This window comes from Kitasatospora sp. NPDC001132, from assembly GCF_053598415.1.
In genome coordinates this window covers 238,842-252,701 of sequence record NZ_JBSFKF010000006.1, presented here as the reverse complement: position 1 = coordinate 252,701, position 13,860 = coordinate 238,842, and the positions used below count along the sequence as shown (strand labels likewise).

General features: G+C 71.4%; 15 protein-coding genes and 1 pseudogene. 8 read left to right on the top strand and 8 right to left on the bottom strand.

The window, feature by feature from the left end; translation table 11 throughout:
* The 3 genes from ACWDBE_RS11295 to ACWDBE_RS11285 all read left to right on the top strand — a co-directional run.
* The coding region (locus ACWDBE_RS11295; protein WP_449791538.1) for a hypothetical protein at nucleotides 1-478 on the top strand (478 nt) is incomplete at its 5' end.
* Nucleotides 479-768: 290 nt separating this feature from the next.
* Nucleotides 769-936 (top strand): hypothetical protein, encoded by a 168-nt coding sequence (locus ACWDBE_RS11290; RefSeq protein WP_449791537.1) that lies wholly within the window; start codon nucleotides 769-771, stop codon nucleotides 934-936.
* Nucleotides 937-1,194: 258 nt separating this feature from the next.
* The gene (locus ACWDBE_RS11285; RefSeq protein ID WP_449791536.1) at nucleotides 1,195-1,833 is read left to right on the top strand and encodes a hypothetical protein; all 639 of its coding nucleotides are present in this window, start codon (nucleotides 1,195-1,197) and stop codon (nucleotides 1,831-1,833) included.
* Between the two features lie 115 nt (nucleotides 1,834-1,948).
* Here ACWDBE_RS11285 and ACWDBE_RS11280 read toward each other — a convergent pair whose 3' ends face one another.
* The 6 genes and pseudogenes from ACWDBE_RS11280 to ACWDBE_RS11255 form a co-directional block, all read right to left on the bottom strand.
* Complete coding sequence (locus ACWDBE_RS11280; RefSeq protein WP_449807802.1) at nucleotides 1,949-2,260, bottom strand: hypothetical protein; 312 nt, start codon at nucleotides 2,258-2,260, stop codon at nucleotides 1,949-1,951.
* A gap of 323 nt (nucleotides 2,261-2,583) precedes the next feature.
* Nucleotides 2,584-3,054 carry a hypothetical protein gene (locus ACWDBE_RS11275; protein ID WP_449807801.1) on the bottom strand — a complete coding sequence of 157 codons (471 nt, stop codon included), beginning with the start codon at nucleotides 3,052-3,054 and terminating at the stop codon, nucleotides 2,584-2,586.
* A gap of 89 nt (nucleotides 3,055-3,143) precedes the next feature.
* Nucleotides 3,144-3,821, bottom strand: a complete 678-nt coding sequence (locus tag ACWDBE_RS11270) for an alpha/beta hydrolase (protein ID WP_449807800.1) — start codon at nucleotides 3,819-3,821, stop codon at nucleotides 3,144-3,146.
* A gap of 4 nt (nucleotides 3,822-3,825) precedes the next feature.
* Nucleotides 3,826-4,056: a hypothetical protein gene (locus tag ACWDBE_RS11265; protein WP_449791532.1), complete on the bottom strand. Its 231-nt coding sequence runs from the start codon at nucleotides 4,054-4,056 to the stop codon at nucleotides 3,826-3,828.
* A gap of 389 nt (nucleotides 4,057-4,445) precedes the next feature.
* A complete protein-coding gene (locus tag ACWDBE_RS11260) occupies nucleotides 4,446-5,468 on the bottom strand; it encodes a LacI family DNA-binding transcriptional regulator (protein WP_449791531.1) in 1,023 nt (340 codons plus the stop codon).
* A gap of 58 nt (nucleotides 5,469-5,526) precedes the next feature.
* Nucleotides 5,527-5,913, bottom strand: a pseudogene (locus tag ACWDBE_RS11255) (sugar ABC transporter ATP-binding protein); the annotation flags it as partial.
* Nucleotides 5,914-6,149: 236 nt separating this feature from the next.
* Here ACWDBE_RS11255 and ACWDBE_RS11250 point away from each other — a divergent pair.
* The gene (locus tag ACWDBE_RS11250; protein WP_449791530.1) at nucleotides 6,150-7,115 is read left to right on the top strand and encodes a carbohydrate kinase family protein; all 966 of its coding nucleotides are present in this window, start codon (nucleotides 6,150-6,152) and stop codon (nucleotides 7,113-7,115) included.
* Between the two features lie 312 nt (nucleotides 7,116-7,427).
* Here the strand turns inward: ACWDBE_RS11250 and ACWDBE_RS11245 are convergent, their stop codons facing one another.
* Together ACWDBE_RS11245 and ACWDBE_RS11240 are read right to left on the bottom strand one after the other, a co-directional pair.
* On the bottom strand, nucleotides 7,428-7,877 hold the full coding sequence (locus ACWDBE_RS11245) for a hypothetical protein (RefSeq protein ID WP_449807799.1): 450 nt from the start codon (nucleotides 7,875-7,877) through the stop codon (nucleotides 7,428-7,430).
* 50 nt (nucleotides 7,878-7,927) lie between these two features.
* On the bottom strand, nucleotides 7,928-9,313 hold the full coding sequence (locus tag ACWDBE_RS11240) for a mucin-1 (protein WP_449807798.1): 1,386 nt from the start codon (nucleotides 9,311-9,313) through the stop codon (nucleotides 7,928-7,930).
* Between the two features lie 183 nt (nucleotides 9,314-9,496).
* On the opposite strand from ACWDBE_RS11240, the gene ACWDBE_RS11235 reads away from it, so the two are divergent.
* From ACWDBE_RS11235 to ACWDBE_RS11220, 4 genes are all read left to right on the top strand, one after another.
* On the top strand, nucleotides 9,497-10,525 hold the full coding sequence (locus tag ACWDBE_RS11235; protein ID WP_449791527.1) for a LacI family DNA-binding transcriptional regulator: 1,029 nt from the start codon (nucleotides 9,497-9,499) through the stop codon (nucleotides 10,523-10,525).
* Entirely contained in the window at nucleotides 10,522-11,853 is a 1,332-nt protein-coding gene (locus ACWDBE_RS11230) for an ABC transporter substrate-binding protein (RefSeq protein WP_449791526.1), read from the top strand. The genes ACWDBE_RS11235 and ACWDBE_RS11230 overlap by 4 nt, the downstream gene beginning before the upstream one ends.
* A 171-nt stretch (nucleotides 11,854-12,024) precedes the next feature.
* Nucleotides 12,025-12,897, top strand: coding sequence for a carbohydrate ABC transporter permease (locus tag ACWDBE_RS11225; protein WP_449791525.1), 873 nt, complete (start codon nucleotides 12,025-12,027; stop codon nucleotides 12,895-12,897).
* On the top strand, nucleotides 12,894-13,757 hold the full coding sequence (locus ACWDBE_RS11220) for a carbohydrate ABC transporter permease (protein WP_449791524.1): 864 nt from the start codon (nucleotides 12,894-12,896) through the stop codon (nucleotides 13,755-13,757). The genes ACWDBE_RS11225 and ACWDBE_RS11220 overlap by 4 nt, the downstream gene beginning before the upstream one ends.
* The last annotated feature ends 103 nt before the right edge of the window (nucleotides 13,758-13,860 follow it).

Sequence of the window (13,860 nt, the reverse complement as noted above, 5' to 3'; positions counted from 1 at the left end):
CCTCCAGGACTGCGGACAGTCCGCCGTCCCCGCCGGCTGGGTGATCACCGCGATCCAGACCACCTCCGCCGCCTGTGGCACCTACGGGACGTACACGGTCGTCCAGTTGACGAACCAGACGAGCATCCAGGCCTGCGGGAACTCCCCGGTTCCGGCGGGCTGGGTGATCACGGCGATGCAGAACGGAGCGGGCTGCGGCAACTACCCGCTGTACTCGCTGCTGAAGGTCACGGACCAGACCACCCTCCAGGACTGCGGACAGTCCGCCGTCCCCGCCGGCTGGGTGATCACCGCGATCCAGACCACCTCCGCCGCCTGTGGCACCTACGGGACGTACACCATCGTCAAGGTCACCGACCAGACCAGCATGCAGGTCTGCGGGCCGTCCGCGATTCCGGCCGGCTGGGTCGTCACCAAGCAGGGCTCGGGTTCCCAGTGCGGCGTTTACGTCGTTTACACCATCACCAAGTCGTCCTGATCGCGGAGGTGTTCGATCGAACCCGCCCCCGGCCGCCCGGGGGCGCCGTCCAACCGGTAACTCCGCCGGGCTGCCCCGGACGCACCCGGGCCGGCTGTGGCCGGCGGCGGGTGGGTTCGGCCGGCAGGGCCTCGGCGGCGGCCGTCGCGACGACCTCGGCGACGGCGGCGGCACCTCACCCTCGCCGTGGTCCTCGACGCCCACCGCATGGTGGACGACCGGTGGCTGCCATCGCCAGGGTCGTGCACGGCCGCAGGCCGGGGTCGGTGATGCGTGCAAGGATCGCCGACATGACCGAGGAGACCTTCGACTGGCGCCCGTTCCTGACGCGGTGGAGCGAGGAAGGGGCCGGTACGTACGGGAGCCCGGACGAGCTTCCGGCCGTCGGCGACGAGACGGCCCGGCACGCGCGGTGGCTCGGCTGCGGGCCCGCGTCCGGGGCTGGGTGCGGAGCCTGACCTGACCGCTTCGAGGCGGCGGCCCCGCGCGTGGGAAGTCGACGGGCGGCCTTCCCGCGCGCGGGGTGGGAGCCGGTTCTTCCCGTCAAGGGCGGGATTGCGGGCATTGGACGCGCAGTTCCGGACAATATGGTGATGTGTCCATGCCGTGAGCAAATCAGCTGCGCCGACCCCGTTAGGGTCGTGGCAGCTCCACGAACCGGCACCGTACGGCCGTCGTGCGGTGCCGCACGGACCTGCCGATGGGACTGGTGTGACGTGATCAGAGGACATCACCGACTGCTGGACCGTTCGTCCTGGGCGGCCCTCCGGGGGCGGCTCGCCGCCGTGGCGGGGGTGGTCGCGCTGCTGGCGGCCGTCCTCACCGGCACCGCGGCGGGCACGGCGAGCGCCGCGCCCGCCGCGCCACCCGCTGCCTCCGTTTCCTCCGCCCCGTCCGCCCAACTGGCCGGCGCCGGCTGGATCTGCCGGGGGACGCCCGTGCCGCCCGGCTACGTCATCACCGTGTACGACGCCGGTCGCTGCAACGGAGCCGGCGGCTCCTACGTGCAGCCCGCGCAGGACCCGCTGTGGATCTGCGCCAGCTCGCCGATCCCGGCGGGCTACGTGCTCACCGACCACAACCCCAGCAGCAGCCCCTGTCTCGGCGACGCCTGGCTCATGCGGCTGGTCACGGACGGGATCTGGACCTGCGCGGGCTCGCCGATCCCGGCCGGGTACGTCATGACCGGCCACTACAGCACCGGCTGCCGCGGCATCGGCTCCTGGTTCCAGCAGCTGGCTGCGCCCGGGCTGTCGATCTGCCCCGGCAACGCGGTCCCGGCCGGCTACCACCTGGGCGCCTACAACAGTGCGGGCTGTGCGGGCCTGGGCTCCTGGGTCCTGCTCCGCAACTGACCCGGACCCGGGGGCGCCGCCCCGGCCCGCCCGGATTCCGGGTGCGGCACGGGGTGGCGTCCGGGCGCAATGGGCCCACGGCACGGACGGTGAAGGGCGCGGCGGCGGGGTCACGTCACAGCGTGGTCAGCTCGGTGAGGTCGGCGATCACCTCGGAGGCGATCACCGGGTCGAGCTCGGCGAAGGTCGGGAAGGTGCGGTTGTGGGGCCAGTAGTCACCCGGGCGCCTGTCGAGCCACACCGTTTCCACCCGCTGCTCGGGGTAGGAGTCGAACATGCCGACCGCGATGCCTTCCTCCGGGGCGATCACCACGTAGAGGTCGGGCCCGACCCGGCGGGACAGCCACTGCTCGACGCCGTTGTCCTGGGGCTCGCCGCGCCGCCAGCCGCGCCGTTCCATGCCGACCAGCCGGGTGGTGGGCAGCACCGGACCGTTCTCGAAGCGGGACAGGCGGTGGCCGGCCCGCTCCTCGTCGGTCAGCGCGCGTACCGGGCGGTGCGCCCGTCACCGGCTGTTCACTGCGGGCCGGGCGCAGCGAGACCGAGCCTTCCTGCAGCTTCGGCCACGGCCTCCACCACTGCATCGGCGACACCCTTCAGTGCGTCACCTCGACCGGGTGGGCGCTGCCGGATTCGGTACGCGCCAATTGAAGACCCACACCCCCACTTCAGGAGCGCCGGCCGACCCGGGGCGGGGTGGCTGCCGAACCCGCCCGGCCCGAGGAAGCCGGGCCGGGCGGGCTCCCGGTGTCAGTGCGACCAGTAGGGGTCGTCGACCGTCGCGCAGGTGGCGGCGTAGGCCTGCCCTCCCGGTCCGAACCTGTCGATCCACTCGCGATCGCCGATGTCGGTGACATTGAACACGGAAGCCCACACCTCGGCACAACCCTCCACTCCCGAGACGAACCGGAGGCTGAACCCTGAGCCCTTCACCTCCACTGAGCCCTTGTTGCGCTCGACCGAGTAGCCCTTCCCGGTCCAGAGTGCCTGGACGACGTCGAGCGGCTCCTGATTCCGGGTAGGGGTGATCCGCACTCGGGCCGCCTGGCGGGCGGACATCTCCGCCCGGCCCGTCCTCTTGCACCCGGACGTACCGCAGAGTCCGGTCAGGTCGGGGTCGCTTTCGTACCTCGCCACGGCCCACTGGAGCCCCGGGTGGAAGGCCCCCGCGACGTCGGCGAGCTCGGCCTCGATCCGGTGCTGTGCCTGGTCGACCGGCACGGTGGGTTCCTCGGGCTCCGGCCAGGCGTACCAGCCGACCAGGAGTGCCAGCAGTACCCCCGGTACGGCCATGCGCCATATCGCGGCCCTCACCTCGGATCCTCCCTGGTGATCGTGTTCCCGTGGCCGCTCACGATCTTCCCGATGTTGGAGAGCGAGTCGCCGCCCTTGTGGTCCTTCCCGAAGTAGTTGTCGTGGGAGTCGGTAGTGGTCCCGTCCGCCACCGAGAAGCGCTGTGCGCCGAAGCCCTGGCTTGCCGGGTCCGTGCCGTGCCACAACCCGTCGGGATTCGTGATCGCCTCGACCGCGGCCCAGCCGGGAATGAGCATCCCGGGAGCCGGCGCGGCCGCGACGGGGTCGTACTTGGCCGTGCCGACGTACACGTGATCCGCACCGATCCCGAGCTGCGACGCCTTGTCCACCCCGATACCCGGGCTGCCGACCAGGACGATGTCATCGACGGGTAGGCCACCGGGCTGCTGGGTCGCTTTCCCGACCACCAGGGAGCCGTAGCTGTGTCCCTGCGCGGTCATGTGCGCCGGCGCCCCCTCGTGGGTGGCCCGGAGTCCGGTGAGGAACTTGTTGTACGCGGCCCCGCCCCCCTCCGCCCGGTCCTGCATGAGGACCGAGGAGCCAGTGCCCTCCAGCTGCGGGGCGTCGTCGTACCCCAGCCAGAACACGGACGCGACGCTCGGCGTCGTGTCGAAGGCGTTCTTCGCGATGGTGATGTTGATGATGTTGGCGTCGTACAGCGTCTTGATGTCCATCGGGCTACTCGGCAGCCTTCGCACTGGAGGGCTTCACGGGGCCCGGGACGACCGTCGTGCCGAACGGGTCCGGCTCGTCCGGGACCGGGGCGGCCGGGTTGCGCATGCCGTTGTGGGCGTTCTGCTCGGCCTGACGGTAGTAGGTGGCCGTGGTGGCGAGCTTGGTGCCGACGTCGCCCATGTCACCGGCGAGCTGGTCCAGCAGCGTCTTCCAGTTGGCCCCGCAGTCGCGCACCGCCGCGGCCGTCAGCCACCCCTGCAGGGTGCCGGCGGCCTGGTTGCACGGCTCCGCGAGCTTCGACGTCTCGCCCGGTACCAGGCCCCCGATGTGCTGCGCGCTCTGTCCGCAGCCGTCCAGCCGCCTCAGGATCTGCCATGCATGCCCCCCATGCGTTCGGACTGACGACCGGCCAGTCCGTGTGTTCGAAAATCAACGACGCATGCTAACGGATCCTATACCGAGGAAGATCGACTGGTCGGCGTCCGCCGGGCGGTAGACGTGCTCGCGGGCGAGCAACTGCCCGGGATCTGCTGACGGAACGCGTTGTGACGCGGACGCACGACCGGGTGGGTGTGGTGTGCCGAAGGCCGGATGACGCAGGGCAACCGGCCGAATGAGGCCGGTCAGCGGTGGGGCGGGCGCTGTTCGCCCGAGCCGCGGGCGATGAGGCGGGTGTCGACCACTGTGGTGCGGGCCCGGCCGCGGTCGCCGTCGAGGCGGGCGAGGGCGGTGCGGGCGGCGGCGGCGCCGAGCGCGGCCGGGTCCTGGGCGACGACAGTGAGGGCGGGTTCCAGGATGTCGGCCAGGGGGATGTCGTCGAAGGCGACCAGGGCGACCTCGCGGCGCCGCGCGTGGGCGAGGGCGGAGACCGTCCCCATCACGGCGAAGTTGTTGGCGGCGAACAGTGCGGTCGGTGGTTCCGGGAGGGAGAGCAGCCGGTCGGTGGCGGCGGCCGCGTCCGGCTGGCCGTGGGCGCCGACCACCAGCGTTCGGTCGTACGGGAGGCCGGCGGCGGCCAGGGCGTCCTTGTAGCCGGCCAGGCGTTCTCGGCGGGTGTAGAGGGTGGCCGGAAGGTCGCCGATGAAGCCGATCCGGCGGTGGCCGTGGGCGATGAGGTGGGCGACGCCGGTGCGGGCGCCGTCCCGGTTGGAGGAGACCACGCAGTCGGCGGCCAGGCCGCTGCCGGGGCGGTCCAGGAAGACGACCGGCAGCCCGGTGATCCGGGCGGACCTGAGGTGGGCGTGGTCCGACCCGTCGGCCGGGACGACCATGAGCGCGCTGACCCGCCGGGCGAGGAAGGCGGCGATCAGGTCGCGCTCGCGGGCCGGGTCGTCGCCGGAGGAGCCGAGCAGCAGGGTCAGTCCGCGTTCGCGGACGGTGGACTCGATCCCGCCGGCCACCGTGCCGAAGAAGGGGTTGCCCATGTCCGGGACGACCAGGCCGACAGTGGTGTCCGGGCCGCCGGTGCGGATGTTGCGGGCCATCAGGTTGGGCTGGAAGCCGAGCCGTTCGACGGCGGCGAGCACCTTCTCTCGGGTCGAGGCGGAGGTCGGTCCGTCGTTGTTGAGCACCCGGGAGACCGTCTTGGCGCTCACGCCGACCTCCTGGGCGACGTCGTGCAGCGTCGGACGACGGGTCGAGGCCATGGACCACCGTTTCTGTCGGGCGGCGGCCCGGCCTCCGGCCCGGGCCGCCCAGGACTGCTCAGCTGGCGCGGACCCCGGCGGCCCTGGCGGCGTCGGCGTCCGCCACGACAGTACCGCTGCCGTCCTCGGCGACGGTGAGCGCACCGGTCATGATGGCCACCACCTCGGACATCGAGTGGTCGCCCGGCTTGGTCAGCGCGAGCGCGGCCCGCCGCCCGAGCCGGTGGACGTGGATCCGGTCCGCGATCTCGAAGACGTGCGGCATGTTGTGGCTGATCGGCACGACCGGCAGGCCCCGGTCCCGTACCCGTCGGATCAGGTCGAGTACCTGACCGGACTCCTTGACCCCGAGCGCCGCGGTCGGCTCGTCCATCACCACCACGCTGCGCGCCCAGGCCACCGAGCGGGCCACCGCGACGGCCTGCCGCTGGCCGCCGGAGAGGGTCGCGTGGGCTCCCTGATCTGCGTGGTGCGGAGGTCCCGAGGCGGGGTCAGGTCCGGCGGCCAGAAATGTCAACGTTGACACCAGCTTGCCGAGGATGATGAAGTCATCCCTGCGCGACGGGCAAGCCCTCTGGGCATAGCAACTGGGTAAAATGGTTGAAATCCGGTGAATCGGACCAGAGTTGACGCCCCGTTCCGCGCGACGTTCCGTCACCGGCCCATGAGAGGCGGTCCTTCGTGTCCCAGCGATTCGTCGCGGTCCTCGGCGAGTGCGTTGCCGACGCTTTCGCCGACCCGGCCGGCGCCCTTCCGGGTGAGCTGGCCCTGCGCGTGCTGCCCGGCGGCGGGCCGGCCAACACCGCCGTCGCGCTGGCCCGGCTCGGCACGCCCACGCGCTTCCTCGGCCGGATCTCCGCCGACGCCTTCGGTGGTCTGTTTCGCGCCCACCTGGGCTCTGCCGGGGTCGACCTGGGCGCGGTGGTGACGGCCGCCGAGCCGAGCGTGCTCGCCATCGCCACCGTGGACGGCCTCGGCCAGGCGCGCTACGCGTTCCACGCCGATCGGGCCGCCGACTGGCAGTGGAGCGCGGCCGAGCTGGCCGCCGTGCCTCTCGCCGACGCGAGCTGCCTGCACACCGGCTCGCTCGCGCTGGTCCGCGAGCCCGGCGGCGCCCTGGTCGAGCTGCTCCTCGAACGGGCGCGGGCCGGTCTCACCGTCTCGATCGACCCCAACGTCCGCCCGCAGCTGGTGGATCCGGATGTCTACCGGGCCCGGCTTGGCCGGTGGTGCGAGCTGGCGGACATCCTGCGGCTCAGCTCGGACGACCTGGAGCTGCTGCTGCCGGGCGTCTCGCCCGAACGGGCCTGTGACGGCTGGCACGCGGCCGGCGCCCGGCTGGTGGTGATCACCCTCGGCGGCGCGGGGGCGCTGGTCTCGCTGGACGGCGAGCGGGTGCGGGTGTCGGCACCCGAGGTCGCGGTGGTGGACACCGTCGGGGCGGGCGACTCGTTCACCGCCGGGCTGCTGCACCGCCTGGCGCACCTCGGCCGGCTCGGCGGCCGGCTGGCCGGACTGAGCCTCGCCGAGGCCGCCGCGGCGTGCCGCTTCGCCGCCGAGGTGGCGGCCCTGACCTGCTCGGTCACCGGCCCGAATCCGCCCTGGGCGGCGCAGCTCAACATACCCAGGCAGCGCAAGGGATCTTGACGTGAAGTCAAGGCAAGGCCGTCATCTTCCGCGGCCGCTGTCATCGATGACATGAGTAAACGATGACACCATTCCGGAGGAGCGCGCCCCCACCATGCCACTCCGCCGCCGTCCAGTACCTCGTCGGCGACTTCGACGGCACCAGCCGGGGCGGCCCTGGCGCCGGCCCCGACCTGCCGGTGCGCCACACCCGACTCCCGCTCCCGGTGAGCGGCGCGGCCCTGGAGATCAACGCCCGGCTGCGGGCCGGCACCGCCCGGGAGACTCCCGTCGCGAGTCCGGCAGGAGTCACCGGATCTCCGGTGCCGATGGTCAGACGCGGAGGACCTCCGGGCCGTGGGTCGAGATCTCGGCTGCCTGCCGGTCCGTCAGCCCGGTGTCGATGACCAGGATGTCGACGTCATCGAGCACGCCGAAGCGGGCGAAGTGCCGGACGCAGTACTTGGAGGAGTCGGCGACCAGCATCACCCGACGGGCACCGGCCACCATGGCGCGCTTGACGGCCGCCTCCGCCAGGTCGGGCGTGGAGAGCCCGACCTCGGGGGAGTGACCGTTGGTCGCGATGACCGCGACGTCGGTGTGGACGGCCGTTGTGCCCCACGGGCGCCGACGCCGTCCGCGCCGGTACGGCGCGGAGAGCCCGCGCCGGCGGTTGTCACCGCGACGCTCAACGGTCGCACGGGCGCAGTGACCGACGACGGCGACGGCATGGTGCCCGTCCGGGACCTGCTCAATTCCGAAGTACTCCTGACAGGCCGCCATCTGTCCACAGCACCAGGCCGACTGGAGCCCGACACGGTCGTGCCGTTTGCTCATGGCAGTATCGCCGCCGCCGAAACGCCCGGGCCGTCCGCTGGGTGCACCTCCTCGTCGGCCGGGCCAGGCCAGATGGCCGAGATGTCGTCGCGGTGCTCGTGCGGCAGCAGTACCGGGCGTACGGACACCGGCTCGGTCGCGCCGCGCCGGGTCGCGGTCCAGGGGCAGCAGCGGCCGGTGTAGCTCATGGTGACCAGGACGAGGACCTCGTCCGCGTACACCTCGACGTACTCGCCGATCGTCAGGATCCGCAATGAGCTTGGCTCATGGCCGAGTTCGGCTTCAGTGAGCAGGCTGCCGCCGGGGCCGTGCACCTGGACCCGGCCGTCCGTGCAGTCCACGGTCAGCGCCGGCTTGCCATCGTCGGACCGCAGGACGACCGAAGTCGGCCCGTCAATCGCCACGTCCCCCGCCGCGTGCAACACCGGCCGGTCGGTGGGCTGGCCGAGCCAGCGGTCCAGGCCGTGCCACCACTGCAGTCGAGGAGCAGCGCCGTCCGGAAGCACCAGGGCCTTCGGCTGGGCGAGCATGCCACGGCAGGACGCCCCCTGGTCCTGCAGTCCGACCCGGCGGGGCACGGTGTGCAGCACCACCCGGGTCCCGTCCGGAGCGCCTACCACGCGTGGTGCGTAGGCGCCGGACGGGCCGAGGGGGCCTCGGCGCTCCCATGGGCCGTCCAGGCGCGGCGCGGTCCAGGCTTCGACCTGCCGGGTGGCGCCGATGCTGCCGAGCAGCAGCCAGCCGTCGTCCACCCGTTCCAGCACCGGGCACTCCAGCTCGTCCACGTCCCCCGGAGAGATCAACGGCGGGTGCACCTCCCAGTGTTCGAGGTCCGTGGAGGTGGCCAGCCCGACGCAGCCGCTGCGTGCCACCGGGAGGGAGGCGTCGCTGGCGCAGACCACCATGGTCCAGCCGGTGCCGTCGTCGTTACGGACCACGAACGGGTCGCGCCAGGCCATACCCTCGCCGGTGCGGTACCAGCGCGCATCGGCGCGGACCACCGGCTCGGCGCCGTGCCGCCGCCACCCGGTGCCGTCCGTACGGTCCGACCAGGCCAGGCCCACCGCCTGAAGAGGCCAGCCGGCGGGCGTGAGTCCTGAGACGCCGGTGTAGAACATCGCCATCCCATCCCCGTGCGGGATGGGATGCATGGTCCACACGGCCTGCTGGTCGAAGCGGCCGGGCAGGCCGGCGCCGAACGCCGTGCCCTGGGCCTGCCACCGCACCAGGTCGCGGGAGGTGGCCCGGCCGTAGGAGGTCTCCATCCGGGTGGCGTCGAAGTGCTCCGTCCACGGGCCCTGGAGGTGCAGGACGGTGTAGCCCTCACCGTCCGGGAGCACGGCGAAGTCGTTGAGGCAGAGGCCGGGCGGTGCGTAGCGCAAGGAACAGCTCCTGTCGGGCGATGGAAGCAAGCGTGTGCGTACGGAAGTACCTCGCATCCTTGCCTCCGGTGAAGTGCCCTTAGTAGATCCGAACGCAAACGCTTGCGCAACTGCCTTGCCCGGTTTACGGTCTGGTGACCCGCGGATCACAGCGACGTGTCCGCGCCGAAAGGAGCCAGAACCGTGACGGTGAGCATCACCGATGTCGCGAACGCGACGGGTGTCTCCGCCTCGACCGTTTCCCGCGCGCTGCGCGGACGAGAGGGCGTGTCGGAGGAACTCCGCGCGCGGATCGTGGCCGTGGCCGCCGAACTCGGCTACACGGCCTCGCGCAGTGCGTCGAGCCTGGCAAGCGGCCGGACGTACAGCATCGCCGTCCTCGCGCCGTACGTCGGCCGATGGTTCTTCGGGACGGTGCTGGACGCGGCCGAGCGGGTGTTCAGCACCGCCGGGTACGACGTGGTGCTGTACAACCTGGGCTCGGCGGAGACGCGCAACCGGTTCTTCGCCGAACTCCCGCTCCGCAAGCGGGTGGACGCGGTGTTCTCGATGCTGCTCCCGACGGAGGACGAGGCCGAGCGGCTACGCTCCCTCGGCATCCCGCTGGCGATCACCGTCGGCGGCCCCCGGCCCGGCTTCACCACCGTCGGCATCGACGACCGCGCGAGCGCCGAACTCGCCGTCCGGCACCTGGTCAACCTCGGCCATCGCCGGATCGGCCTGATCGGCACCCGCGCGACCGCCCCGCTGCACTGGACCACCCCCGACCTGCGCCGCCGCGCGTACCTGGACGTGCTCGCCGATGCCGGCATCGAGTACGACCCCGCCCTGGAGGCGGACGGCGAGTACACGGTCGACGGCGGCGAGCGCGCGATGACCGATCTGCTCGCCGCACGGCAGCCACCGACCGCCGTGTTCGCCGAGTCCGACGAGATGGCCATGGGTGCGTTGCGCGCCCTGCGCGCGCACCGGCTCCTCGTACCGGACGACATCTCGATCGTCGGCTTCGACGGCCACGAACTCGCCGACGTCGTCGGCCTCACCACCGTCGCTCAGCCGGTCGCCGACCACGGCACCGAGGCCGCCGGTCTGCTGCTGCGGCGGCTCCAGGCCACCGACGACGTCCCCGACTACCTCGAACTCCCCACCCGTCTGATCGTCCGCAACACCACCGCCCCCCACCGCAACTCCCTTGACGGAGGCACCTCATGACCGAGTCCAGACGAACCCTCCGGCTGGGCCTGCTGCTCACCCTCCCCGCCGTCACCCTCACCGCCTGCGGCGGCACCGGCACCGCGGCCAGGACCACCGCAGGCAGCGGCACCGGCACCATCAGCGTCTGGGCGCACCAGGGCCAGGACAGCGAGAACACCGCCCTGCAGAACGCGGTCGCCTCCTTCAACAGCTCGCAGAGCGAGATCAAGGCGACCCTCAAGTTCGTTCCCGAGAAGGACTACACCAAGACGCTGACCGCCACCAGCGCCTCCGCCCTCCCGGACGTCCTCGAGTTCGACGGTCCGGCCATGGCCAGCTTCGTCTACAACCACAAACTCGCCCCCGTCGCCGACTACCTCTCGCCCGGCACCGTCGCCAACGCCACCGACGCGATCAAGGCCCAGTCCACCCTGGACGGCAAGCTCTACGGCCTCGGCACATACGACTCCGGTCTCGGCATCTACGGCAACAAGAAGCTGCTCGACGCCGCAGGGGTCAAGTACCCCACGGGACTTGACGACACCTGGACCGCCGCCGACTTCACCGCCGCACTGCAGAAACTCGCCGCCGCCAACCCCAGCCACAAGGCGCTCGACGTCAAGGAGGACTACGGCCTGGCCACCGAGTGGGGCAGCTACGGCTTCTCCCCGATCGTCTGGTCCGCCGGCGGGGCGCTGATCAAGCAGGGCAAGGCCGCGGGCGCTCTCGACACCCCGGCCGTGGCAGACGCGTTCAAGATCTTCCAGTCCTGGAAGCCGGCCATCGACCCCGACACCGACGGCAACGCCTTCGCCAACGGCCGGGTCGCCCTCAGCTGGTCCGGCCACTGGAGCTACCCCGCCTACAGCAAGGCGATCGGCTCCGACCTGGTGGTACTGCCGCTGCCCGACTTCGGAAGCGGCCCCAAGACCGGCCAGGGTTCCTGGGCCTGGGGGATAGGCGCCGGATCGAAGAACGCCAAGGCCGCCGGCAAGTTCCTGGACTACCTGATGGGCGACACCAACGTCAGCGCCATGACCAACGCCAACGGCGCGGTGCCCGCCACCAAGACCGTGCTGTCCAGCAGCCCGCTGTACAAGCCCGGGGGCCCGCTCCACCTGTTCGCCCAAGGGCTCTCCCAGCCCTGCGGCGACAGCAACATCAACAAGTCCTGCGTCGCGGTCACCCGGCCCGTCACCGCCGGATACCCGGTCATCACCGCCCAGTTCAGCCAGGCGCTCAACGCCGTCTACGGTGGCGCGGACCCGCAGAGCGCCCTGACCAAGGCCGCCCGGGCGATCGACCAGGACTTCAGCGACAACAACGGATACTCCCTCAGCAAGTAGCCCCACGCGGCCGGGCGGCCCGTCCCCTCGGGCCGGCTGCCCGCCGGGAACAGGACCCTGTCCATGTCCATCACCGCCAGATCCCGAACCGTGCCGACACCGGCACCCGTCGCCGTTCCCGAATCGACCGGCCGGCGCCGGGCGGGCCGAGACGGACTGCACGGCCTGCTGATGTCGGTCCCCGCCCTGGCCGGACTGATCGCCTTCGTCGCCGTCCCCTTCGGCTACGCCGTCGTGCTCTCCCTCTACAACGCCCGGCTCGGCTCCGACCGACCGCCCGTCTTCCTCGGCCTGGAGCAGTACCGCCGGATCTTCACCGACCCGGACCTCTCCGGCCAGTTCCTGCACGCCCTGCTCAACAACCTCACCTTCGCCCTGGCCGTCGTCCCGGTCCAGACAGGCCTCGCCCTGGCCCTCGCCGTGCTGCTCAACCGCAAGCTCAAGGCGATCGGCCTGTTCCGCTCGGTGTTTTTCCTGCCGGTGGTCTTCCCCATGGCCCTGGTGGCCGTCATCTGGCGGCTCATCCTCGCCCGCAGCGACCAGGGCATGCTCAACTCCCTGCTCCACCACCTGAGTCTGGGCCATTGGGGGGCCTTCGACTGGCTGGGGTCCTCGCTGACCGCCATGGCCTCGGTCGTCGTCCTGTCCATCTGGCAGGGCGTCGGCTTCCAGATGGTCATCCTGCTGGCCGGGCTCCAGTCCATCCCCGGCGAACTCTACGAGGCCGCCACCCTCGACCGGGCGTCCCGCTGGCAGCAGTTCCGGCACGTCACCCTGCCCGGCATCCGCAACACCCTGGTGTTCGTCGCGCTGCTCACCTCGGTGCTGTCCTTCCGGGTGTTCGACCAGATCTACATCCTGGTCCGCGGCGGCGGCCTCAACGAGAACGCCACCCGGACCGTGATGTACGAGGCGGTGAGCACCGCCTTCGACCAGAACAACATCGGCCGGGCATCCGCCGTCACGGTCGTCTTCTTCCTGATCGTCCTGGCGCTGACCCTCGTCCAGCGCCGCCTCGTCCGACCCGAACAGGAGGACGCATGAACCCGCCGATCGTCGGCGGCTCCACGGCGGGCAGGACGGCCCGTCGGATCGCCGACTACACCGTCCTGAGCGTGCTCAGCCTGGTCTTCGCCCTGCCCGTGCTCTACCTGCTCATCGGCAGCCTCAAGCCGTCCGACCGGGTGCTCGCCGGCCTGTCCGGCTTCCTGCCGACCCACCTGTCCTTCCACAACTACGCGGTCGTGCTGCGCAGCCTGTCCTCGGACAGCACCGGGTACTTCTGGCGGTTCATGGCCGTCTCGCTGATCGTGGCGTGCACCGTGGTGGCGGGCGGACTGGTCGTCAATTCGATGGCCGCGTACGCGTTGTCCAGGCTGCGCTGGCGCGGCCGGAAGCTGGTGCTCACGCTGGTGCTGCTGCTGATGCTGATCCCGTTCGAGTCGGTGGCCGTGCCGCTGTTCTACCTGTTCGGCGTCCAGCGGAACACGGTGTGGATCCAGGCCGTGCCGTTCATCGCCAACGCCTTCTCGATCTACCAGTTCCACACGTTCTTCCGGGCCATCCCGGCCAGCATCGAGGAGGCGGCGCGGATCGACGGCGCGGGACCGTGGCGCATCCTCTTCCGGATCGTCTACCCCATGAGCAAGCCCGCCTTCGCTTCGGTCGCGATCCTCACCTTCCTCACGCAGTGGGGCTCGTTCCTGTGGCCGGTGCTCATGGTGGACGACCCGGCCGTACGGCCCCTGCCGCTGGAGATGAGCGTCTTCCAGGGCCAGCAACCACCGGACTGGGGACAGATCCTGGCCTTCGGCGTCCTGCTCGTGCTACCCGTGCTGATCGTGTTCGCCTTCTTCCAGCGCTGGTTCATCCAGGGCGTCGCCAGCTCGGCCGTCAAGGGCTGACCGGCGAGTAGTTGTGACGTGTATGGCGGGAAGGGGTGACGCGAAGTCTGTCTCTGTAGGCGTGGTGCTTGCTCCCCGCTGGGCCCTCCGGTGGCGCGGTGGC